This is a genomic window from Qipengyuania intermedia, from assembly GCF_019711615.1.
Lineage (GTDB): Bacteria > Pseudomonadota > Alphaproteobacteria > Sphingomonadales > Sphingomonadaceae > Qipengyuania > Qipengyuania intermedia.
In genome coordinates, this window is record NZ_JAIGNS010000001.1 from 833,395 (window position 1) to 855,204 (window position 21,810).

The 21,810-nt window shown below is 62.0% G+C and carries 20 protein-coding genes; 12 read left to right on the plus strand and 8 right to left on the minus strand.

Features of this window, described 5'->3' with window-relative positions:
* Position 1: 1 nt before the first annotated feature.
* Positions 2-193, minus strand: coding sequence for a hypothetical protein (locus tag K3179_RS04075; RefSeq protein ID WP_221562586.1), 192 nt, complete (start codon positions 191-193; stop codon positions 2-4).
* A 14-nt stretch (positions 194-207) separates the two neighbouring features.
* Between K3179_RS04075 and K3179_RS04080 the strand changes: the two genes are divergently transcribed.
* Positions 208-615: a baeRF12 domain-containing protein gene (locus K3179_RS04080; protein WP_221562587.1), complete on the plus strand. Its 408-nt coding sequence runs from the start codon at positions 208-210 to the stop codon at positions 613-615.
* Positions 616-741: 126 nt separating this feature from the next.
* Positions 742-1,764: a serine hydrolase gene (locus K3179_RS04085; RefSeq protein ID WP_221562588.1), complete on the plus strand. Its 1,023-nt coding sequence runs from the start codon at positions 742-744 to the stop codon at positions 1,762-1,764.
* A 120-nt stretch (positions 1,765-1,884) separates the two neighbouring features.
* Here the strand turns inward: K3179_RS04085 and K3179_RS04090 are convergent, their stop codons facing one another.
* Positions 1,885-2,136, minus strand: a complete 252-nt coding sequence (locus K3179_RS04090; RefSeq protein WP_090477415.1) for a hypothetical protein — start codon at positions 2,134-2,136, stop codon at positions 1,885-1,887.
* A gap of 243 nt (positions 2,137-2,379) precedes the next feature.
* Between K3179_RS04090 and polA the strand changes: the two genes are divergently transcribed.
* The 3 genes from polA to K3179_RS04105 are packed head-to-tail and all read left to right on the plus strand — an operon-like array spanning position 2,380 to position 7,613.
* Positions 2,380-5,214: a DNA polymerase I gene (gene polA / locus K3179_RS04095; RefSeq protein ID WP_221562589.1), complete on the plus strand. Its 2,835-nt coding sequence runs from the start codon at positions 2,380-2,382 to the stop codon at positions 5,212-5,214.
* Positions 5,211-6,521: a sensor histidine kinase gene (locus tag K3179_RS04100; RefSeq protein WP_221562590.1), complete on the plus strand. Its 1,311-nt coding sequence runs from the start codon at positions 5,211-5,213 to the stop codon at positions 6,519-6,521. Before polA ends, K3179_RS04100 begins: the two co-directional genes overlap by 4 nt.
* A 12-nt stretch (positions 6,522-6,533) precedes the next feature.
* A complete protein-coding gene (locus K3179_RS04105) occupies positions 6,534-7,613 on the plus strand; it encodes a mechanosensitive ion channel family protein (RefSeq protein WP_221562591.1) in 1,080 nt (359 codons plus the stop codon).
* A gap of 22 nt (positions 7,614-7,635) precedes the next feature.
* Here the strand turns inward: K3179_RS04105 and K3179_RS04110 are convergent, their stop codons facing one another.
* Entirely contained in the window at positions 7,636-9,945 is a 2,310-nt protein-coding gene (locus K3179_RS04110) for a CDC48 family AAA ATPase (protein ID WP_221562592.1), read from the minus strand.
* Positions 9,946-10,369: 424 nt separating this feature from the next.
* On the opposite strand from K3179_RS04110, the gene K3179_RS04115 reads away from it, so the two are divergent.
* The 7 genes from K3179_RS04115 (at position 10,370) to K3179_RS04145 (ending at position 16,031) form a co-directional block, all read left to right on the plus strand.
* Positions 10,370-11,434: an acyltransferase family protein gene (locus tag K3179_RS04115; protein ID WP_221562593.1), complete on the plus strand. Its 1,065-nt coding sequence runs from the start codon at positions 10,370-10,372 to the stop codon at positions 11,432-11,434.
* Between the two features lie 51 nt (positions 11,435-11,485).
* Positions 11,486-12,193, plus strand: a complete 708-nt coding sequence (locus K3179_RS04120) for a CoA transferase subunit A (RefSeq protein ID WP_221562594.1) — start codon at positions 11,486-11,488, stop codon at positions 12,191-12,193.
* Positions 12,190-13,095 carry a 5'-nucleotidase, lipoprotein e(P4) family gene (locus K3179_RS04125; RefSeq protein WP_221562595.1) on the plus strand — a complete coding sequence of 302 codons (906 nt, stop codon included), beginning with the start codon at positions 12,190-12,192 and terminating at the stop codon, positions 13,093-13,095. Before K3179_RS04120 ends, K3179_RS04125 begins: the two co-directional genes overlap by 4 nt.
* Before the next feature lies 1 nt (position 13,096).
* Positions 13,097-13,762 carry a CoA transferase subunit B gene (locus tag K3179_RS04130; protein WP_221562596.1) on the plus strand — a complete coding sequence of 222 codons (666 nt, stop codon included), beginning with the start codon at positions 13,097-13,099 and terminating at the stop codon, positions 13,760-13,762.
* Between the two features lie 7 nt (positions 13,763-13,769).
* Positions 13,770-14,918 (plus strand): CaiB/BaiF CoA transferase family protein, encoded by a 1,149-nt coding sequence (locus tag K3179_RS04135; RefSeq protein WP_221562597.1) that lies wholly within the window; start codon positions 13,770-13,772, stop codon positions 14,916-14,918.
* An 87-nt stretch (positions 14,919-15,005) separates the two neighbouring features.
* The gene (locus tag K3179_RS04140) at positions 15,006-15,542 is read left to right on the plus strand and encodes a GbsR/MarR family transcriptional regulator (RefSeq protein WP_221563017.1); all 537 of its coding nucleotides are present in this window, start codon (positions 15,006-15,008) and stop codon (positions 15,540-15,542) included.
* A gap of 81 nt (positions 15,543-15,623) precedes the next feature.
* Positions 15,624-16,031, plus strand: coding sequence for a hypothetical protein (locus tag K3179_RS04145; protein WP_221562598.1), 408 nt, complete (start codon positions 15,624-15,626; stop codon positions 16,029-16,031).
* A gap of 60 nt (positions 16,032-16,091) precedes the next feature.
* On the opposite strand, the gene metK is transcribed toward K3179_RS04145, so the two are convergent.
* The 5 genes from metK to prfA all read right to left on the minus strand — a co-directional run bounded on the left by metK (position 16,092) and on the right by prfA (position 21,809).
* Entirely contained in the window at positions 16,092-17,330 is a 1,239-nt protein-coding gene (gene metK, locus K3179_RS04150; protein WP_221562599.1) for a methionine adenosyltransferase, read from the minus strand.
* 35 nt (positions 17,331-17,365) lie between these two features.
* Positions 17,366-18,961, minus strand: coding sequence for an apolipoprotein N-acyltransferase (gene lnt, locus K3179_RS04155; protein ID WP_221562600.1), 1,596 nt, complete (start codon positions 18,959-18,961; stop codon positions 17,366-17,368).
* Between the two features lie 64 nt (positions 18,962-19,025).
* Complete coding sequence (locus tag K3179_RS04160) at positions 19,026-19,676, minus strand: DUF4167 domain-containing protein (protein WP_221562601.1); 651 nt, start codon at positions 19,674-19,676, stop codon at positions 19,026-19,028.
* A 234-nt stretch (positions 19,677-19,910) separates the two neighbouring features.
* Positions 19,911-20,732 carry a peptide chain release factor N(5)-glutamine methyltransferase gene (gene prmC / locus K3179_RS04165; RefSeq protein ID WP_221562602.1) on the minus strand — a complete coding sequence of 274 codons (822 nt, stop codon included), beginning with the start codon at positions 20,730-20,732 and terminating at the stop codon, positions 19,911-19,913.
* A 9-nt stretch (positions 20,733-20,741) separates the two neighbouring features.
* Positions 20,742-21,809, minus strand: a complete 1,068-nt coding sequence (gene prfA, locus K3179_RS04170; protein ID WP_221562603.1) for a peptide chain release factor 1 — start codon at positions 21,807-21,809, stop codon at positions 20,742-20,744.
* Position 21,810: the final 1 nt, after the last annotated feature.

Sequence of the window (21,810 nt, forward strand, 5' to 3'; positions counted from 1 at the left end):
GTCAGTCCTCTTTGAATCCCAAACCCTTGGCGCGCATAGTCCCGACGCCGCGAAGCGGGTCAAGCGCAAAGGTCGGGTGGCTATGTCGCTGGTCGATCATCGTCGGCAGTCCGGCGAAGTGCGACCGGATGACCATCATGTGGCGGACCAAATCGGGCGCTGGCTCGTTGGTGGGATGAACTGGAATAAACATCCGAGGAGAAACCGATGAAAGTGCCCCACAAGGCGCATGTCGCAATCGTCGACGGCGAAACATTCACGATCATGAGGAACAACGGCAAGCCGTTCGAACCCAAGCTTGGCGAAGCGACGAAGCCCGATCTCAGCCCCAGCAATTTCAGCGCCGGCGTCCGCCATCAGGACGATATGGGCCAACGCACGGGCGCTACAGATCTCAATGAACTCGCGCATGGCGCGGCCGCGGCCGAATGGCTGAACGCGAAGGCGATTTCGGGAGAGATTACCGACGTGCTGGTGATTGCCGATCCCAAGACGCTCGGCGAGATGCGACGCCATTATCACAGCGAACTGGAAAAGCGCCTGGTCGGTGAAATCAACAAGACCGTGACCGGCGAGACGACCGAGCAGATCGAAAAGGTTATTGCCGCGTCATAATTGCCGAAAGCCCCCTATAAAAAACAACGAGCGCCCGCGCGACACATTCTGTCGCGCGGGCGCTTGCGTTTCGACCGAGAGTTTCGTTAAGCAACGCCTAACCAAGGACTTGCTAGATAGGTGGGCATGCGGATGAGGAAACTAGGCAAGATACTTGTGACGGCGGCTCTGGCAGTCGGCGCGGCAACTGGCGCAAACGCGCAAACCACGAACTACCAGGCACAATTCGACCAGATGCTCGGCACGCAGGAGCGCGCGCCGCAGACGTTCGAGGCTATCTACGAAAACGCGCTCGAACAGACCATCGCCGAACTCGCCGATGGCTCGAACGGGCGGATCGGCGTTGCTGCAGTCGATCTTTCGACCGGCAAGACGGTTTCGGTGCTTGGCGACCAGCTTTTCCCGATGGCAAGCACGAGCAAAATTGCCGTGGCAGCGACGTTCCTCGAAGGCGTCGAAAAGGGCAAATGGAGCCTGACGAGCGAGTTTCCGCTGCTGCTTCCGCGCCGTTCCGCGAAATTCTCCAGTCCGCGCGCACCCGTCTACGAGGGCGAGTACATGAAGGCGATCGACCTGATCGAAATCATGATCACGCGGTCGAGTAACCCGGCAACCGATGCGTTGTTGCGGGTCGTCGGTGGCCCTGACGCGGTAAACGGCTGGATGCGCAGGCAGGGTATCGATCAATTCAGCATCGACCGCGACATCGCCACCCTTGTGCGCGACGATGGTGAATACGACCCGGCACAGCACATCGATCCGCGCGATGCAGCAACACCCAACGCGATGCTCGAACTCCTGACCGGCCTCTATCAGGGCAAGTACCTGTCGGCAGAGAGCCGCCGCGTATTGCTTGGTGCGATGAGCCGGACGCGGACCGGCAAGCGCCGTATTCCGGCTCTCATGCCGGCAAGTGTGAAGGTGAGCCACAAGACCGGATCGCTCAACAATACTTCGAGTGACGTCGGAATCCTCGAGACTCCGGATGGACGCGCAGTGGCGGTCGCCATCTATGTGACGGGCCAGGGCTCGCGCCTCAATCGCGAAGCCAAGATCGCCCAGATCGCCCGCGCCCTTCACGATGGCTATTCTGCCCAAAGCGGCCAGCGCAAGCGCGTCTGGACGAACGCGGAACACAACGGCGGTTAGTTTCCTTGCTGCAAGCCCGATGCCGCTAAGGTTTCGAGATAATGCTCAGGCACGAAAAAGGGCGACGCCTTGCGGCACCGCCCTTCTTGTTTCGTCGGTAAACCGGCGAAGCGTGCTGGATTAGTCAGCAGCTGCTTCAGCTTCGGTTTCGCCTTCGACTTCAGCTTCGACTTCAGCAGCAGCTGCGTCAGCTTCAGCAGCAACTTCTTCACCAGCTGCTTCCATGGATTCGCCAGCGGCTTCCATGTTGGCTTCTGCGTCGGCAGCAGCCGAGTCAGCGGTGTCAGCAGCTGCGTCTTCGGTAGCTTCCGAGCAAGCAGCGAGCGAGAGAGCAGCAGCCGAAGCAGCAGCGAAAAGAGCGATCTTACGCATAAAGAAAATTCCTTAAACAGCGAGTTTATGGGCCTGGGATCTGGAATTCCATGCCCCGGCGCAAGGTCCGAATTCGGGCCTCACGATGTCTAAATAATGGCGGGATTGTGGCGCTGCAAGCAAATTCGCCACATTCGCGCCCCAATTGCCACCAAATTGCCGGATTTCCGCCATTCCGGGGCCATATTTTTTCGTGTCCTTTGCGCTCCCCAAATGCCCGACTCGCTGCTAGTCACGCATGCAATGGCCGATAAAAACCACCTCTATCTTGTCGACGGGTCCGCTTACATATTCAGGGCCTATCACCGCTTGCCACCCCTGACCGATCCCGAAGGGACGCCGGTCGGTGCGGTCTACGGCTATACGACCATGTTGTGGAAGTTGGCCGAAGATCTCGACAAGGCGGACGGCCCGACGCACCTTGCAGTCGTGCTCGACAAGTCGAGCCATTCCTTCCGCAACGAGATTTACGACCAATACAAAGCCAACCGGCCCGATCCACCGGAAGACCTCGTTCCGCAATTCCCGCTGATCCGCGATGCGACCCGCGCGTTTTCGCTGCCCTGCATCGAGGAACCGGATGTCGAGGCAGACGACATGATCGCCTCTTACGCCCGCGCCGCGCAGGCCGAAGGTTGGGACGTCACCATCGTTTCGTCGGACAAGGACCTGATGCAGCTGGTCGGCGAGGAGAATGGCGCACGCATCGACATGCTCGATACGATGAAGAACGCCCGCATCTATATCGAGGAGGTCGAGGAAAAATTCGGCGTCCCGCCGGAAAAGGTCGGCGACGTCCTCGCACTGATGGGGGATTCGGTCGACAATATCCCAGGCATCTTCGGCGTGGGTCCCAAGACCGCCAGCAAGCTGATTGCGGAACATGGCGACCTGACGTCCGCGCTCGATGCTGCCGAGGACATGAAAAAGAGCAAGCTCAAGGAACGCCTGATAGAGCATCGCGAAGACGCCGAACTCAGCCGCGTCCTCGTCACTTTGAAAGAAGACTGCGGCCTCCCGGTCGATCTCGACGATATGAAGCTCGACGGCGTGCCGAGCGAACCGCTTGCCGCTTTCCTCGAAAAGCATGGCTTCACCAGCCTTCTGCGCCGCCTCGAAACCGGTAGCGGAAGCCCGGGCAAGTCGAACGACCTCAATCCCGCCAAGCAGGAAACCGCCGGAGCCGTGTCGGCGCCCGAGGGCTCTGTCCAGCCGCTGCCCGAGATGCCCGCTGTCGACCGTTCGGCTTATGAATGCGTCCAGACGCTCGACCGGCTCGAAGACTGGATCGCCCGCGCTCAAAAGGCTCGCCTGCTGGCAGTAGACACCGAGACCAGCGCACTCGACAGCATGGCCGCCGATCTCGTCGGCATCAGCCTTGCCATCGGGCCGAATGATGCATGCTATATCCCGCTCGCCCATGGTGGATCGGATATGTTCGCCGAGAAACCGGACCAGATCGATCTCGATGAAGCGCTTCAAGCCCTGCGCCCGTTGCTTGCCTCGGATGCGGTCATCAAGGTGCTGCACAACGGCAAATACGACCTCAATGTCCTTTCGCGATACGACGTGACCGTCTCTCCGGTAGAAGATACGATGGTCATCAGCTTCGATCTCGATGCTGGCCGCGGCCTCGACGGGATCGGCGGCGGCCACGGAATGGACGAATTGGCGGATCGGCACCTTTCGCACACCTGCCTAACCTTCAAGGAAGTCTGCGGCACGGGCAAAAAGGCGATCCCCTTCGGAGAGGTGCCGCTCGACAAGGCGACCGAATATGCGGCGGAAGACGCCGATGTAACGTGGCGCCTCTACCAGCATCTCAAGCGCCGACTGCCCCACGAGGGCGGCACGGCAATCTACGAGAGGGTCGACCGCCCGCTCGTCCCCATCGTGGCGCGCATGGAACAGCGCGGGATCAAGGTGGACCGTGCGCGGCTCGCCGGGCTGTCCCAGGAATTCGCGACCGAGACCGGTCGTCTCGAAGCCGAAATCCATGACCTTGCCGGCAAGGAATTTACGGTCGGCAGTCCCAAGCAGCTGGGCGACGTCCTGTTCGATACGCTTGGCTACAAGGGCGGAAAGAAGGGCAAGAGCGGCCAGTATTCGACCGATCAGTCGGTGCTCGAACGACTGTCTGGCGAAGGCGCGGAAATCGCGGACAAGGTCCTTGAATGGCGGCAGCTCACCAAACTCAAGTCGACCTATACCGACGCGCTCCAGGAAGCGATCAATCCGAAGACGGGGCGCGTACACACCAGCTATAGTTTGGTCGGTGCGCAGACCGGACGCCTGTCATCGACCGATCCGAACCTGCAGAACATTCCGATCCGCACGGCCATCGGCCGCCAGATCCGCGAGGCATTCGTGGCGGAAGAAGGCAATGTCCTGCTCGCCGCCGACTATTCACAGATCGAACTGCGCCTTGCCGCGCATATGGCCGATGTCGGCCCGCTCAAGGATGCGTTTGCCAATGGCGAGGACATCCATGCCCGTACCGCAACCGAAATGTTCGGCGAGGTGACGCGCGACACGCGCGCCCGTGCCAAGACGATCAACTTCGCGATCCTTTACGGCATCTCGCGCTGGGGGCTGGCCGGCCGCCTCGGGGTCGAACCCGATGAAGCGCAGGACATGATCGACACGTATTTCCAGCGTTTCCCCGGCATCCAGCGCTACATCATGGAGACACTCGAGACCGTGCGGGAGCGCGGCTATTCCGAAACGCTGTTCGGCCGCAAAACCTGGTTCCCCCGCATAAGCTCGAAAAACCAGGCGGAGCGCCAGGGGAGCGAACGTGCGGCGATCAATGCCCCCATCCAGGGGACCAGCGCCGACATCATCAAGCGTGCCATGATCCGCATGGAGGATGCCTTGGCCGAGGCAGGGCTGCAGGAGGTGAAAATGCTGCTGCAAGTGCACGACGAACTCGTCTTCGAAGTGTCGGAGGGCGATGTCGCCAAGGCCTCCGAGGTCATCGAAGAGGTCATGTCCTCAGCAGCGCGACCTGCGGTCTCTCTGGATGTTCCGCTCGGTGTCGAAATCGGCACGGGCAAGAGTTGGGATGCAGCACATTGAAGGAATTCGCAGCCCTTGTGCGCCGGGGACAGCGCTGGCCCAACGCGGTTCTGTCGCTGATCATTTTCGGCGCGATGTTCGCCCTGATTTTCCTCGTCTATCAGACGTTGGAAGGCGAGCGTCGCGAACGCGAGCAATCCCGCCTGACGGCCAGCGTATTGGCAGAACTACAGGAGGTTGAATATGCCGCGCTCAATGCCGAAACCGGCCAGCGTGGCTACCTGATCACGCTGGACCGGCGGTACCTGTCTTCCTATCAGCAGGGTAAGGAACAAATCGAACCGTCGCTGAGGCGCCTGCGCGATTTGCTGGGTGACGAGACAACGGTGCGCCAGGCCGAATTGCTCGACCAGATCGACGCGCTTGCGCGAGCGAAGTTCTCCGAAATGGAAGGATCGGTCATGCTGATCGAGGATGGACGGCTCCTCGACGCGCGGCGTGCGGTGCTTTCCGATGAAGGCCAGGAAGCGATGGAACGCCTGCGCAGGGCGGTCGACGAAATGCGCGTGATCGAGCGCGAGATACTTGCAAGGCAAGCCGCGGACACAGCCCGCCTCGAAGCGCGCATCCTGCCGCTATTGGGCGGTCTCATCATCCTGATCCTCGTGGCGATCCTGCTCGGCGTCCGGCTCGTATCGCGGGCTGCTCGTGCGGAAGCGGAGGCCGCTCAGGCAGTGGCCGTGGGCGAAGCGCGCGACCGGGCCGATCTCCTGGCACGCGAACTCAACCACCGAGTGAAGAACCTTTTCGCAGTGGTGCTAGCTATCGTGCAGATGAGCGCACGCGACAAACCCGAAGCCAAGCCGGTTACCGACAGCATCGCCGAACGGATCCGCGCCCTGCTCACCGCTCACGAGGTAAGCCAGGGTGCGCTGGACACCCAATTGGCCTCCCTGGAGGCGCTGATCGACACCTCGCTGGCGCCTTACAGGTCATCGACCCAGACGGCGATTATCGATGGGCCCGAAGTCCTGCTGCCAGCCAAGCGGATCACTCCGCTGGGACTTGTGTTCCATGAGCTGACGACGAATGCGGTCAAATATGGTGCATGGGCCCATGGCGGGACTATCGACGTCAGCTGGACCCGCAAGGATGACAGGATCAACCTCGTCTGGCGTGAAACGGGCGTGCCGCTTGACGGAGAGCCGGACCGTAAGGGTTTCGGCAGCCTGCTGATGAACAGCGCCGCACGGCAGTTCGGCGGTACTGTGGAACGCGATTTCACCAAGGACGGTCTTGTCGTCACGATCGACTTGCCTGTCGAACAGGGTGCGACTTCGCTTGCAAGCGATACGGAGGCTCCCTAGTTGCCTTCGTCGATGTTCGAGCGCTACGATCCACGAAACTGGCCGATTTCCTACGAAGGCCTTCTGCATACGGCCATAGTACTGACGGCAGCAGTCGTGTTGGCACTTGTCCTGCACTACCTCGTGTTCGCCGCACTGCGCAGGTTTACCAAGACATCCGACAGCCAGATCGACGATGTCATCGTCGAACGTGTGCGCAAGCCTCTACGCTGGGCGATCATCGGCTTTGCCATATCCATTGCCGCGGAGAACGATCATCTCGTCGGCGACGGATGGGACGTCTTCAGCTCGTTCCTGACGCCCTTCGTTCTCGGCTGGGTCGCCTATTCGCTGGTGAAGGGATTTGCAGCCGGGTATTCCCGGCAGGTCGAACTAACCGGCGATGAAGTCGCCACGCGATCCCTGCGCACCCGCATCTCGATCCTGTCGCGCACCGCGACCTTCGCGATCGTCATCATCACCATTTCGCTGGTCATGCTGAGCATTCCCGGCGTGGCCAAGGTCGGGACGACGCTGCTAGCATCGGCGGGTCTTGCTGCACTTGCAATCGGTGCCGCGGCACAGCCTGCCTTGAAGTCGCTCATATCCGGCTTGCAGATGGCGCTGACGCAGCCCCTGCGCATCGGCGACCTCGTCAAGGTCGAAGGCCAGGCGGGCCGGGTCGAGGAAATCCGCATGAGCTTCGTGACCGTGCGCACATGGGACGAACGTGTGCTGGTGGTGCCGACCTCCGTCTTCCTGGAAAATGCGTTCGAAAACTGGTCCCGCGTAAGCGAGAAGCTGACCGGACCGGTCATGCTGCATCTCGACCCGGCAACCGAGGTGGAACCGATCCGCGAGGAATTCGAACGCTTCGTAGAGGCTCATCCGCTGTGGGATGGACGCAATCTCGCCCTGCTGATGACGGAAGCCTATCCGGAAAGCATCGAGCTGCGCCTTTCGATGAGCGCGGAGACGATCGGAGACCTGTTCAACTTGCGCTGCGCCGTCCGCGAACACATGGTCGAGTGGCTGCGCGAGAACCAGCCGGATGCGCTTATCCGGCACCGGCTCGAAGTCGAAGCGGCGAACCAGCGGGTGATGGGCGGCTGAGCGACGCCCACCACCGCGTGGCTCAGTGCTTCTGGTCGCGGGTACTTTCGACCATACCTTCGTGAATGAAGCCGATCGGCTGCACTTCTGCGGCGCGCTTCTTCAGTTCGCCACGCATCTTGCGATATTCCGCTTCCATCTTCGAGGTTACCGTGGCGCGGCTGTCCTTCAGGGCTTCGGCAAAATCGGCGGCCGTTACTTCCTGCACATCGCCCCCTGCGCGCTGGAGCGCGTTGAGACCGGCACGGCGCACGACGTCTTCGAGGTCTGCGCCGGTGAAGCGCTCCGTTTTGCCTGCAACATCGGCCAGGGACACGTCCTCGGCTAGCGGCATATTGGCCGTATGGATGCCGAGGATCTGCTCGCGGCCCGGCTTGTCGGGCGTGCCGACGTAAACGAGTTCGTCGAAACGACCTGGTCGCAGCAGCGCAGGGTCGACCAGCGTCGGCCGGTTGGTGGCCCCGATGACAACGACCGACTGGAGTTCTTCCAACCCGTCCATTTCGGCAAGAATGGTATTCACCACGCGGCCGGTGACCTGCGGTTCGCCCTGCCCGCTCCCGCGCGCAGGGACGAGGCTGTCGATCTCATCGATAAAGATCACGCAGGGCGCCACGGCCCGTGCGCGTTTGAACATGCGGGCGATCTGCTGCTCGCTCTCGCCATACCATTTGGACAGTAGGTCGGAGCTTTTCATCGAGATGAAATTGGCCTTGGCCTCCTTCGCCACAGCCTTGGCAAGGAGGGTCTTGCCGGTGCCGGGAGGGCCATAGAGCAGGAAACCCTTGGCAGGCCTGATCCCGAGCCGGTGAAAAGCGTCGGGGTTCTTCATCGGGAGTTCGATGCCTTCCTTCAGCTTTTCGATGGCATCGCCGACGCCGCCAATATCGCTCCAGCCGACATTGGGCATCTGGACCATGACTTCGCGCATCGCCGAAGGCTGGATGCGCTTGAGAGCTTCAAGGAAATCCTCACGGGTAACGCACAGTTCGTCGAGCACTTCGGGCGGGATGGTCCGCTCGTCGAGGTCGATTTTCGGCATGATGCGGCGCACGGCATCGATCGCCGCCTCGCGGGCGAGTGCAGCAATGTCCGCGCCGACGAAACCGTAGGTTGCCTTGGCCAGTTCCTGCAAATCCACCCGATCGCCTAGAGGCATGCCGCGCGTATGGATGCCTAGGATTTCGCGGCGTCCCTGTTCATCGGGAACTCCGATTACGATCTCGCGGTCGAAACGGCCCGGACGGCGCAGCGCTTCGTCGATCGCGTCGGGCCGGTTCGTGGCGGCTATCACGACAAGGTTGGAGCGCGCTTCCAATCCGTCCATCAGCGTGAGAAGCTGAGCAACAAGGCGCTTCTCCGCTTCGCCCGGCACGCGGTCGCGCTTCGGAGCGATGGAGTCGATCTCGTCGATGAAGATAATCGCAGGCGACGACTTGGTGGCTTCCTCGAAGACCTGGCGCAGCGCCTTTTCGCTTTCGCCATAGCCCGAGCCCATGATTTCGGGGCCGTTGATGGTGAAGAAATTGGCATCGCTTTCATTCGCGACGGCCTGGGCAAGGCGCGTCTTGCCGGTTCCGGGCGGGCCGTGGAGCAACACGCCCTTGGGCGGATCGACGCCGAGCCGCGTGAACAGTTCGGGATAGCGCAGCGGCAGTTCGACCATCTCGCGCAATTGCTGGATGGTTTCGCCCATGCCGCCGACATCGTCGTAATTGATGATCGCGCGCGCATCGCGCGGCTCTTCGAATTCTGCGCGCAATTCGACTTCGGTATTCTCGTCGATATGGACGATGCCCTTGGGGCTGGTCGAAACCACCGTCAGCCTGATCTGCGTCAGAGCATAGGCGGGAGCGTTGAACATGCGGCGCACTTCCTGCGGCATGTTCTGCACCGGCTGCTGTCCGGTCGTGGCGACGAGGTCACCGGCCATGATGGGCTTTTGGAAGAAGTTGCGTTTCAAGGCCTGTGCCGGACCCTGCAGCCGCATCTCGCGGTTTGCAGGGGCGAAGACGACACGCGTGGCGGGACGGGATTCGGCAGCGGCGACCTTCACATGTTCGCCGGAACCCACTTCCGCATTCCCGCGCTGCAAACCGTCGAGGCGGATAACGTCGAGCGACTGGTCTTCGTCATAGGCGGCCATGGCGATTGCCACAGTGTCGCGCTTGCCGGTTATCTGGACGGTGTCGCCTTCGGTGATGCCGAGGGACTGGAAGGCGGAACGTGGCATGCGGGCGATGCCCTGCCCGCTTTCTTCCTGGCGTGCTGCGGCGACCTGGAGTCTTACCGTCTTCTCATCCACTGCAGTCGCTGCATCGGCATCGGCCATGCGGGTACTCTCCCTTGCATCAATTCGAATTCGTCATGCCAGAAATGGGCACAGGACACGAACTTGCAATGAGCGAAGGCCCCGAGGGGTCCGAAAACGAACCGCCAACGGGCAAGAAAAAACCCGGCTGGTATTCCGAGGAATGACCAACCGGGTCTGAAAGTCTTGGGAGAGGATGCCTGAAAGGCAGATGCACATATGCTGGGAAAGCGGAAATTGTGCAAATGCGAAAAGAACAAGGTTTGTTGCGCGAAACGCATCAGTTGGTTTGTAAGGGCCTGAATTAACAAGAATAGCCTTTTCGCGCCTGCAGCAGACACGGCCAAGGTGCCGCGCGGTTCTGTAAACGTCCCGCCCGGGTACATGACGCCTGACAGCGGGTCAGACCGCTTTGCACTCTACGGCTCCTGTGCAATGGACATTTATGGTCTCCGAAGCAGACAGTGTCAGGATCAATCTGCTGCGTACCGTCCTGATTTTCGGGATAGTGGTGGTGCATATTCCACCGGCGATGGTCGAAGCGCCCCCTCATTCGGACGTCTTCGGGATGGTGAAGTACAGCTTCTCCAGGGCGCTGTTTCGCGCCGCTGTCCCGGTCCTGACCGTCATTTCGGGCTATTTGCTATTCCTGCGACCCGAGCGGCTCGCGTACCGGTCGGTCGCAATCCAAAAGTCGCAGCGGCTCCTGTGGCCGTTCCTGCTCTGGAACATCCCTTTTGTAGCCCTTTTGTATGTGATCCAGTCGCGCGGCATGCTGGCGCATGATTTCCGCTTCCAGCTCTATCCTGCAGACATGAGCGTGCTCCTCGACGCTGCCTTTGCCTGGCGGGAAGGACCATTGAACTATCCGCTCAACTTTTTGCGCGATCTGTTTGTCCTGATGCTCGCCTACCCCCTCTTCCTGTGGCTGGCGCGCATTGCCGGCTGGTGGGCACTGCCGGCGGTTTGGCTGTTCTTCGTGTTCAACCTCGATGGGCCGATCATCAATCGGGCCCTGATGCCGGCATGCTTTTACCTCGGCGCGCTATTGGCCCTGCGGAAGGTGGATCTTCAAAAGCTGGACCGGTTCTGGCCTGTCGCCATAGTCGTGCTTATTGCCGCGAGCGTGGCCGTCGCATGGTTCGATATTCGCAACCTGACCTATTTCAAGACGCTCGCCGTTCCGCTGATCTGGATCTCCGCCGCCCCGCTCGCCGCGACCGGCACCGGCAAATGGCTGGCAGGGCTTGGCGAATACAGCTTCTTCGTTTTCCTCACGCATGGCTTTGCAGTCCTGGCGCTATGGCTTGTCTGGAGCCAGGTCGCCCCTCCCGGCGCCTATGCGATCTTCTGGGTGCTCGCGCCCTTCGTGGTCTTTGCGGGCGCCGCAATAGGCTTTGCCGTGTTGCGCACACTCTTTCCGCATCTCGCCGACATCCTGATCGGCAAGTTTGGCAAGACCAAGCCACGTCGCGCCACACAATTGCCCGAGGGGATTTCTGGCGATTGACCCGACCCCGCCCGTGCCGATAGGAGCCACGCGAAACCCACGGAGATTGCGTTGAAAAAGCTTTACCCAGATGCCGCATCCGCCCTCGAAGGCCTGCTCAGGGACGATATGCTGATTGCCAGCGGCGGCTTCGGCCTGTGCGGCATACCCGAACGCCTCCTCGAAGCGATCCGCGAAAGCGGGGTGAAGGGACTCACCTTTGCCAGCAACAATGCCGGGATCGACAATGAAGGCATCGGCATGCTCCTGCGCACGCAGCAGGTGAAGAAGATGATCTCTTCCTACGTGGGCGAGAACAAGGAATTCGAACGGCAATTCCTCTCCGGCGAACTCGAAGTGGAGTTTTGCCCGCAAGGGACGCTGGCCGAACGGATGCGCGCCGGCGGTGCGGGCATTCCCGGTTTCTACACCAAGACCGGAGTCGGCACGCAGGTGGCCGAAGGCAAGGAGGTCAAAACCTTCGACGGTGAAGATTACATCCTCGAACGGGGCATTTTCGCCGACCTCGCCATCGTGAAGGCATGGAAGGCGGACGAGACCGGCAATCTCGTCTTCCGCAAGACCGCACGCAATTTCAACCTGCCCGCCGCGACCTGCGGCAAGATCTGCGTGGTCGAAGTCGAAGAAATCGTGCCGACCGGCAGTCTCGATCCCGACTGCATTCACCTGCCGGGCGTATACGTCCAGCGCATGATCGTGGGCGCACCCTACGACAAGAAGATCGAATTCGTGACGACACGCGAAAGGGCCGAAGCATGACGCGCTCTGTTTTAACTTCGTTTGCCGCACTTGCCCTGGCCGGTTGCGTCACCACCCCTGCTCCCGAAGCCCCGGTCGCCTCGGCGGATGCGCCCGACACGATGCAGTGGCTCTATGGCTCGGGCGAAGCGGCCGGCGCCTCGATCCAGGCTTGGCGCAATATCGCCGATTACGCGATCGCCCGCTCGCGAGAGCGCCGCGTACCGCAATCGGTCGCCATGGGTATCGGCGGCGCGATCGCCGAGCCAGCAAGCTGTGCGCTGGGCGAAAGCTGGAAGCCGCTCGCCGTCGTTTTCGACGTCGACGAAACGGTCATCCTCAACCAGGGCTACGAATACTGGACCACCTCGACCGGCAATTCCTTCTCCAAGGAAACCTGGGAGCAGTGGGAGAAAACTGGCGCGAGTTACATCCGCCCCGTCCCCGGCGCGGTCACCGGCATCCGCCGCCTGCGCGAGGCTGGCATCACTCCCGTTTTCAACACAAATCGTGAATTCAGCCCCGAAGGCGCCGCGCGTGCGATCGCGGCCGCGGGTCTCGGCGAGGCAGTCCACCGCGACACCCTGTTCCTGCGCGGTGACGACGGCGTGAACAGCGGCGACAAGGACGGTCGCCGCGCCCTCATCGCGGACCGCTATTGTGTCGTGGCACTGGCCGGGGACAATCTCGGCGACTTCGCCGACGTCTTCAACGACGATACGCGCACCCCGCTCGAGCGGCGCGAACTGGCTGCACGTGGCGACCTTGCGCAACTGTGGGGCAATGGCTGGTTCGTCCTGCCCAACCCGGTCTACGGCTATTCGCTGAAAGGCACGGTGGAGCAGGTCTTCCCCGAAGGCACTCGCTGGACGCCCGAAACGGCACCGGCCGACGTCCCGGCAATCATGAACGAAGGCAATTGATATGAGCGAGACCGCAGAAAAGACCGGCTGGGACCGCGACCAGATGGCCGCCCGCGCCGCGCAGGAGCTGGAAGACGGCTATTACGTCAACCTCGGCATCGGGATTCCGACGCTGGTGGCAAACCACATACCCGATGGCATGCACGTCACGCTGCAGAGCGAGAACGGCATGCTCGGCATCGGCCCCTTTCCCTATGCCGGCGAAGAAGACGCCGACCTGATCAACGCCGGCAAGCAGACCATCAGCGAACTGCCGCACAGCGCCTATTTCGACAGCGCTGCCAGCTTTGCGATGATCCGCGGCGGCCATATCGACCTGACCGTCCTGGGCGCGATGGAAGTGGCCGAGAACGGCGACATCGCTAACTGGATGATCCCGGGCAAGATGATCAAAGGCATGGGCGGCGCGATGGATCTCGTCGCGGGCGTGAAGAAGATCATCGTGGTCATGGATCACAACAGCAAGGCGGGCGATCCCAAGTTCATCCCGGAATGCACCTTGCCGCTGACCGGCCAGAACGTGGTCGACATGATCATCACCAACCTCGGCGTATTCAAGCGGTCCGACCATGAGAGCCCGTTCCGGCTGATCGAACTGGCTCCGGGTGTAAGCGAGGAAGACATCGCCGCGAAGACGACCGCCCGTTACGAGGTCGCCCTGGGCTGACGTGGCCATGGCCGACTGGCTCGACAATCCACGCAACGACAACGCCCCGCTGGCCGGGCTGAAGGTGCTCGAACTGGCGCGAGTTCTGGCTGGCCCATGGGCGGGACAGATCCTTGCCGACCTCGGGGCAGACGTCATCAAGGTCGAGAGTCCCGAGGGCGACAATACACGCATATGGGGCCCACCCTGGATCGAGCACGAGGGCGAGAAGACGGCCGCCTATTACCATGGCTGCAATCGGGGCAAGCGCGGGATCGAGGCGAATTTTCGCGACGCGGATGATCTTGCCGCAATCAAGGCGCTGGCGGCTGGCGCGGACGTCGTGCTCGAGAATTTCAAACCCGGAGCGCTCGCCAAGTTCGGTCTGGACTATGCCTCGCTCGCCGAGGCGAACCCGGCGCTGGTCTATTGTTCGATTACGGGCTTCGGCCAGGACGGCCCGCGCCGTGACGAGCCGGGATATGATTTCGTCATCCAGGCGATGAGCGGGTTCATGTCCCTTACCGGCGAACCGGATGGCGAACCGATGAAGCATGGGGTCTCGATCAGCGACCTTGCCTGCGGCTTGTGGTCAGCCAACGCCGTACAGTCTGCGCTTTTGATGCGGCATCGCACCGGCAAGGGGCAGTGGATCGACATGAGCCTGCTGGATTGTTCGGTTGGCCTCTTGGCGAACCAGGCAATGAGCTATTTCGCGACCGGCGAAAATCCGCCCCGCATGGGCAATGCTCATGCACAGGTCAGTGCATACGGCGTTTTTCCGACGAAGGACGGATCCGTCGTGCTGGCTCCTGCCAACGATGCGCTCTTCCGCAAGCTGCTGGCACTGCTCGACCGGCCCGACCTACTGGAAGAGACGCGTTTCGGGACCAATGAGGGGCGGGTCGCAAATCGCGCCGAAATCGATGGCCTCATCGCGGGCGAGACCGCCAAGTGGTCCCGCGCAGACCTGCTTGCAGCTTGTGCCGAGAAGGGCGTGCCTGCGGGCCCTATCAATACCCTCGATGAAGTTTTCGCAGATCCGCAGGTAAAGGCGCGTGGTATGCGGATTTCGCCCGAAGGCGTACCCGGCCTCCGCAGTCCGTTCTCCTTCTCGGATGCCGAGATGACGCTTGATCGTCCCTCCCCGGCAAAGGGCGAGCACAACGCCAGCTAATCCGTAAATCTTGCAACCCTTATTGACGTCTCCCGTGATTTCTGTAATTACAGAAATCACAAAAGGAGCCGAGTCGTGGCCGAGTTCATGGAAATCCCCGAAGCGCGCGCATTCATCCTGCATTGGGGTGAGATGGGCAGCGAATGGGGCGTCAACCGCTCGGTCGCGCAGATCCACGCCCTGCTCTATCTGTCGGATCGACCGCGCCACGCGGAAGACATCTGTGACAAGCTGGGCCTCGCCCGTTCGAATGTCTCGAATGGCCTGAAGGAACTTCAATCCTATCAGATCGTGCGCCGCGTCCATGTCGAGGGCGACCGTCGTGACCACTTTGTCGCGGAAAGCGATCTATGGGACATGCTCATGAAGATCACGGCCGAGCGCAAACGACGCGAGATCGATCCGACGATCCAGCTATTGGGCGAGCTGTCCGAAAGCCTGGCCAAGCGGGACGACGTGCCCGAGCACCTGCGCGAACGTGTTGGCCGGATGCACGAATTCATCGGCAATCTCGCAGGCTGGTATGCCGATGTCCGGCGCCTGCCCAAATCCACTCTCGTGACCTTGATGAAACTCGGCAGCCGCGTTGCCCGTCTCCTGCCGGGCAGCAAGACGAAGACCTGACCCCAGCAGACATGAAAGGACCCGGTTCGAAGTGTTCTAACCATCTATTTCTCAAATTTCAGAAATTAGAGGAGAAACCTCATGTATCTCGTTCCCGCCTATATCGCCTATCTCGTTATCAGCATCGCCCTCACGATCTGGGTCGCGCGCACGCTTTCGAAGAATGGGATCGTTTTCCTCAAGGAATGCTTCGGACACGACGATAATCTCGCCCATTCGACGAACCACCTGCTTGTCGTCGGGTTCTATCTCGTCAACCTGGGATGGATTTTGCTGACTCTGCGCTTCGGCAGCGAGCCCCAAGGCGCGGCAGAGGTGCTCGAGTTTCTCTCGACGAAAATCGGCCTCGTGGTCGTCGCCCTCGGCTTCATGCACTTCTTCAACATGAACGCCGTCGCCAAGTTCGGGCGCAAGGTCGGCCAGTGGCTTCGCGAAGACGACTATGGCAACCAGCGCGAACCGCAGCCCCAAGGCGTCAAGCTCGGCTAAAGCGGTTCGACTGCAAGAAAAAGGGCGGCCTGTCGAGGGCCGCCCTTTCTCGTTTCTAGTTCAGGCCAGCGCCGCCTTGAGATCGTCGATCAGATCGGTGCGCTCCCACGGGAAGGCATCGCCGTCTGCCTGCCGCCCGAAATGCCCGTAGGCCGCGCTCTGGCGATAGATCGGCTTGTTGAGGCCCAGATGCATGCGGATGCCGCGCGGGGTCAGGCCGCCCAGCTTGTCGATCGATGCGATTGCATTCTCGAGTGCCTCGTCGGTAATGCCTTCGGTACAGGTGCCGTGCGTATCGACATAGAGCGACAGCGGCTTTGACACGCCGATCGCATAGGCAAGCTGGATCGTGCAGCGCCGCGCAAGGCCAGCCGCAACGATGTTCTTGGCAAGGTAGCGCGCGATGTAAGCGGCGGAGCGGTCGACCTTGGTCGGGTCCTTGCCGCTGAAGGCACCGCCGCCATGCGGAGCCGCGCCGCCGTATGTGTCGACGATAATCTTGCGGCCAGTGAGGCCTGCGTCGCCATCGGGACCGCCGATTTCGAAAGCGCCGGTTGGATTGATGTGCCATTCGGTGGTGTCGGACAGCCAGCCTTGCGGCAGGATGTCGGCAACGACGCCGCGCACATAGGACTTCAGTTCAGCTTCCTTCTCGCCTTCGTGATAGCCCTTGGCATGCTGGGTCGAGACGACGACCGCAGTGCATTCCTTGGGCACGCCGCTCTCGTAGCGAAGCGTTACCTGGCTCTTCGCATCGGGTTCGAGGAAGGGGGCCGCCCCGCTCTTGCGGTCGGCTGCAAGCCGCTCGAGGATCTTGTGGCTGTAATCCAGCGTGGCAGGCATCAGGTCGGGCGTTTCATTGCACGCGAAACCGAACATGATGCCCTGGTCGCCGGCGCCTTCGTCCTTGTTGCCGCTCGCATCCACTCCTTGGGCGATTTCCGAAGACTGGCCGTGGAGATGGTTTTCGAACGTCAGCGTCTTCCAGTGGAAGCCTTCCTGTTCGTACCCGATTTCGCGCACGGTGCGACGCACGGCCTTCTCGATCTCTTCCTTCGCGCCAGGTGCCCAACCGCCGTTTTCGGCCCATTCGGGGTTCTTCGCATCGTACATCGGCGCGCAGCGGATTTCGCCCGAAAGGATGATGCGCTGGGTGGTGGTCATGGTTTCGCATGCCACGCGCGCTTCCGGGTCCTTGGCCAGCATCAGGTCGACGATGGCATCGGAAATCTGGTCGGAGACCTTGTCCGGATGACCTTCGGAAACGCTTTCGGACGTGAACAGGTAATTTGCGCGCATCAGGACCCCGGAAAATAAGAGATATAAAGAAATCTTTATGTGTGCTGCGACACGTAACGGCCTTGCATCCTCATGGCAACCAGTGATCCGCCCAAGAGGAGCAGTCCCCAAAGCAGTGTGAGCCAGTGGCCCAGAGCCGAGAAGAGCGTGGGATCGGCGGGCGGCGGAACCATGGTATCGATGCGGTCGGCCTCGCCCCTGCCGATATGGCTGCGCACGGTGCCGCGCGCGTCGATCACGGCACTGATCCCGGTGGTCGTGGACCTGAGCACCGGAAGCCCTTCCTCGATCGCCCGCATGCGCGCTTGCGCGAGATGCTGCGGCGGACCCCAGCTACCGAACCAGCCGTCGTTGGAAGGGTTGAAGATGTAGTCGGGGCGCTCGTCCCGGTCGACGACCTCGCCTGAGAAAACGATCTCGTAGCAAATCTGCATGCCCGCCTTGCCGTATTGCTTTAAATCGACCGTCTGCGGCCCGGGTCCGGGAATGAAGTCGATGCTGCCGGCCACGAGCCTGCTCAGGCCGAGCGGTTCCAGAAGCGCGCGCATGGGAAGGTACTCGCCATAAGGAACGAGGTGCGCCTTCGCATAGCGGGGCCCGATCAGGCCGTCCGCGGTAATCGGGGTGATGGCGTTATAGGCCCCTGTCGCCTTGCGGTATCCGTCGACCTCGCCGATCTCCAGATCGACTGCGCCCGTCAACAGCAATCCGCCATCGCCGATCGCCTGGCCGATGCGGAAGCGCGCGAATGCCGGGTCGCCGCCCGCCGTCATCCGGTCATAATAGCGCTGCGGATAGCCTTCGCGCAGATAGTCCGGCACCCCGCTTTCTGGCCAGAGGATCAAGCGCCGCTCGACTTCGCGCCACTTCCGGCTGAGCGATGCGATCTGCCGGAACTGGTCCTCGAACTTGGTCGGATCGTCGATCTCTTCCTGCTTGAGATTGGGCTGTACCAGCGTGAGGGCAAGCGTCCCCTCGCGCGCAGTGCCTGCCGGCCAGAGCATGCCGAGGATGAAGATTGTGCCAATGACGCCAAGTGCAGCACGGCGCTTGCTGGCGACGAGCCACGCGGCCAGTCCGGCAAGCGCGACCAGCAGACCCGAGAGCGCGTATGTGCCCGTTACGGGCAGCAACAGGGCGAGGCCGGGCCGGGTCCAGTCGCCCAGAAACGCCATCGAGAACGGCCCCCAGGCATATCCGGTGAAGACCCAGCTCTTGAACCATTCCGCAGCGATCCAGAATGCCCCAAAGGAGAGGGCGAAGGCGGGAAGCGCATGTCTTCTTGCAAGGACCCACGCACCCCAGCTTGCGAGTGCGGGCCAGATCGCGAGGTATAGCGAGAGGAGCGGGACGGCGAGCCAGCCGAGCCACGCTGGCATCTCCGCCTGGTAGGTGAAAGCGGTCGCGATCCAGTTGTTTGTGAGGGTGAAATGCGCGACCCCGAAAAGCCATCCGGTGAAGAACGCGCTTTTGCCGTGTGGCCTGCGGTGCAGGAGCCAGATGAAAGCCGCCATGCCGGCAAGCGACAGCGGCCACAGCCCGAGCGGCGGATAACCGAGCGCCGAGACCAGGCCGAGCACAAGGGCGCTCCAGTAGGGATGCCGATCGATAAGGTCGGAAATGCGATCCATTGCCACGCCTGTTAACAACGGGCGCGGCAATGGCAATCGAAAGCGTCAGCCGTAGTGGCCGGTATCAGCCGACAGCGCTTTCCGCGTCGGCGTCTTCCGCCTTGCGGCGGCGGCGACGCGGGGCGGGCTTGTCGTCCCCGTCATCGTCGTTCGAGCCGATAGCGGGCGGCAGGGCCGCTGCATCGATCTCGCCCTCGACACCCTTTTCGCCCTCGATGCCCTTCGGGGCCTTGCGCGGTGCGCGGCGCTTCTTGGGCTTGTCTTCGCCGTCGTCGTTGCGGGTGGGCGAGTTATCGGAGCCGTCGTCGTCATCGCCGACATTGTCGCGCTGCCTGCGCTGACGGCCGCCAGACTGGTCCTGGCCATCATCGCGGCGCGAACGCTGGCGGCGGTTTTGGCGGCGATCGTCACCGTCGTCGTCATCGTCATCATCGGAGGAATTGCCGCCGCGCTCGTCGTTGCGCTTGGCCTTGGCTTCTTCCTGGCGGGCCTTGTTGTCGGCAATGACGCGGAAATAGTGATCGGCAAACTGCAAATAGTATTCCGCCTGCACACGGTCGCCATTGTGCTGCGCGTCCTGGGCAAGCTTCTTGTACTTGTCGAGCAGCTGCGGAGCGTTACCGCGTGCGCGGCTGTCGATCCGGTTGGCCGAATTGGCACCGCCCTGGTTGCGATTGTTGCGACCGCGACGGCGGTTATTACGATTGTTGTTCAAGGATACTCGTCCTCATCAATGGCGCGGCGCAGGACATAGCCCGCATGTGCCGCGAATCCCCTTACGCACGAGACGCCTTCTGGCGTCGTGCGTGCCCCTTTTCGTGCATGGTATACGGGGCCGAATGCCTCGCACCAGAACTGCAATGTCGGAGCTAGAACCGGTGGGACGAAATGACCCGCACACCACTGGCCTATGGCCAGATTTAGAGCCTCGAATCGCCTTTGCCAAGCCTTATCTAAGGATAAGTGCCCGGGGACGCCCCGCGAGGTCCCTGCGGAGCTCGGATTCGAAGCCCGATTCGGAGGCGATCGCAGAGACCTGTTCGGCCTGATTTGCGCCGATTTCGAGCACGGCGGCACCGCCTGCGAGAATCAGCTTGCCTAGCTGCGGGATAATCGCGCGATAGTCGTCAAGCCCCTCTTCGCCTGCAAACAGCGCACTGGCCGGTTCGTAATCGCGCACATCCGGCTCGAGCGCGGCATCCTGTTCGACATAGGGCGGATTGCAGAGGATCAGGTCGAACTGACCAAGATCCTGCGACCACCCGTCATCGAGCCAGCTGCTTGTCAGAAACCGTGTGCGAGGAGAAAGGCCGAGGCGTTCGGCATTCTTCCGAGCAACAGCCGTCGCGGCAGGCGAAGCATCCATCCCCACCCCGCTCGCGTCCGGAGCCTCATTGAGGAAGGCGAGCAGGAGCGCACCTGTCCCGGTCCCCATATCGAGCACGCGGCGCGCGGCGGGAGCGACTTCCAGTGCCGCCTCGACGATAGTCTCGCTATCGCCGCGCGGGATCAGCGTGTCCGGCGTGACGCGAAACTCCAGTCCGCAAAACTCCTGAACCCCGGTGATATAAGCCACCGGTTCATACGCAGCGCGCCGTTCGACAAGCCCGCCAAACGCAGGCGGTTCGTCCTCGCGCATCAGCGTGACGAGCATGCGAGAACGCGAGACGCCCAGCGAATGCGCCATCAGCAATTCCGCATCGAGCCTTGCCGTATCACTGGTTGCGGACAGCCGTTCCGCCGCCTGGCGGATCGCATCGGCGACCGTCATCGCGCGCGCTTATTCATTGAGGGCGGCGAGACGCTTGGCTTCGTCTTCCGCGATCAGCGCATCGATCAGCTCGCCCAAACCTGGCCCGGCGATGATCTGCGGCAGCTTCTGCAAGGTCAGGCCGATGCGGTGATCGGTGACGCGGCCTTGCGGGAAGTTGTAAGTGCGGATGCGTTCGGACCGGTCGCCGCTGCCGACCATGGCCTTGCGCGCTTCCGCCTCCGCACCCTGCGTCGCTTCGCGCTGGGCATCGTAGAGGCGCGTGCGCAGGACCTGCAGCGCCTTTTCCTTGTTCTTGTGCTGGCTGCGCCCGTCCTGGCAGGTGACCACCGTCCCGGTCGGCAAGTGCGTGATACGGATCGCGCTGTCGGTGGTGTTGACGTGCTGCCCGCCCGCACCGCTGGCACGGTAGGTGTCGATCTTGAGTTCGGTCGGGTCGATCTGCACATCGACCTCGTCAGGTTCGGGCAAAACCGCCACGGTGGCAGCCGAGGTATGGATGCGCCCGCCGCTTTCGGTTTCCGGCACGCGCTGCACCCGGTGGACACCGCTTTCGAATTTCAGTTTCGCGAAGACACCGGTGCCGGTTACATTGGCGACGACTTCCTTGAAGCCGCCGACTTCGGACGCGCTGAGGCTGACCGGCTCGACCTTCCAGCCCTGCTCGGCCGCGAAACGTTCGTACATCCGGTAGAGATCGCCTGCGAACAGCGCCGCCTCGTCGCCGCCCGTCCCGGCCCGGATTTCCAGCATGGCCGGCTTGTTATCGGCGCTGTCGCGCGGCAGCATGGCGATAGCGAGCTGGCGTTCGGCCTCGGGCAGGCGCTGGCGTAGCGCGGCCAGCTCTTCCTCGGCCATGGCCTTCATTTCCGGATCGGCGAGCATGTCCTCGAGCTCGGCAATCTCGGCGCGGGCGGCCTTCACTTCCGCCGCCACCTTGGCGACCGGCTCCAGCTCGGCATAGTCGCGGCTCGCCTGGACGAATTCTTCGCCCTCCAGCTGGCCCGACGCCATGCGCGCCTCGAGCTCGGCGAAGCGATTGGCGATCTGGTCAAGACGTTCGGCGGGGACTTTCATG

Bases quoted from the DNA above. Each gene is read 5' to 3' on its own strand.
- K3179_RS04075 (WP_221562586.1), bottom strand. From the start codon at position 193: ATGTTTATTCCAGTTCATCCCACCAACGAGCCAGCGCCCGATTTGGTC.
- K3179_RS04080 (WP_221562587.1), top strand. From the start codon at position 208: ATGAAAGTGCCCCACAAGGCGCATGTCGCAATCGTCGACGGCGAAACA.
- K3179_RS04085 (WP_221562588.1), top strand. From the start codon at position 742: ATGCGGATGAGGAAACTAGGCAAGATACTTGTGACGGCGGCTCTGGCA.
- K3179_RS04090 (WP_090477415.1), bottom strand. From the start codon at position 2,136: ATGCGTAAGATCGCTCTTTTCGCTGCTGCTTCGGCTGCTGCTCTCTCG.
- polA (WP_221562589.1), top strand. From the start codon at position 2,380: ATGGCCGATAAAAACCACCTCTATCTTGTCGACGGGTCCGCTTACATA.
- K3179_RS04105 (WP_221562591.1), top strand. From the start codon at position 6,534: ATGTTCGAGCGCTACGATCCACGAAACTGGCCGATTTCCTACGAAGGC.
- K3179_RS04110 (WP_221562592.1), bottom strand. From the start codon at position 9,945: ATGGCCGATGCCGATGCAGCGACTGCAGTGGATGAGAAGACGGTAAGA.
- K3179_RS04115 (WP_221562593.1), top strand. From the start codon at position 10,370: ATGGTCTCCGAAGCAGACAGTGTCAGGATCAATCTGCTGCGTACCGTC.
- K3179_RS04125 (WP_221562595.1), top strand. From the start codon at position 12,190: ATGACGCGCTCTGTTTTAACTTCGTTTGCCGCACTTGCCCTGGCCGGT.
- K3179_RS04130 (WP_221562596.1), top strand. From the start codon at position 13,097: ATGAGCGAGACCGCAGAAAAGACCGGCTGGGACCGCGACCAGATGGCC.
- K3179_RS04135 (WP_221562597.1), top strand. From the start codon at position 13,770: ATGGCCGACTGGCTCGACAATCCACGCAACGACAACGCCCCGCTGGCC.
- K3179_RS04140 (WP_221563017.1), top strand. From the start codon at position 15,006: ATGGAAATCCCCGAAGCGCGCGCATTCATCCTGCATTGGGGTGAGATG.
- K3179_RS04145 (WP_221562598.1), top strand. From the start codon at position 15,624: ATGTATCTCGTTCCCGCCTATATCGCCTATCTCGTTATCAGCATCGCC.
- metK (WP_221562599.1), bottom strand. From the start codon at position 17,330: ATGCGCGCAAATTACCTGTTCACGTCCGAAAGCGTTTCCGAAGGTCAT.
- lnt (WP_221562600.1), bottom strand. From the start codon at position 18,961: ATGGATCGCATTTCCGACCTTATCGATCGGCATCCCTACTGGAGCGCC.
- prmC (WP_221562602.1), bottom strand. From the start codon at position 20,732: ATGACGGTCGCCGATGCGATCCGCCAGGCGGCGGAACGGCTGTCCGCA.
- prfA (WP_221562603.1), bottom strand. From the start codon at position 21,809: ATGAAAGTCCCCGCCGAACGTCTTGACCAGATCGCCAATCGCTTCGCC.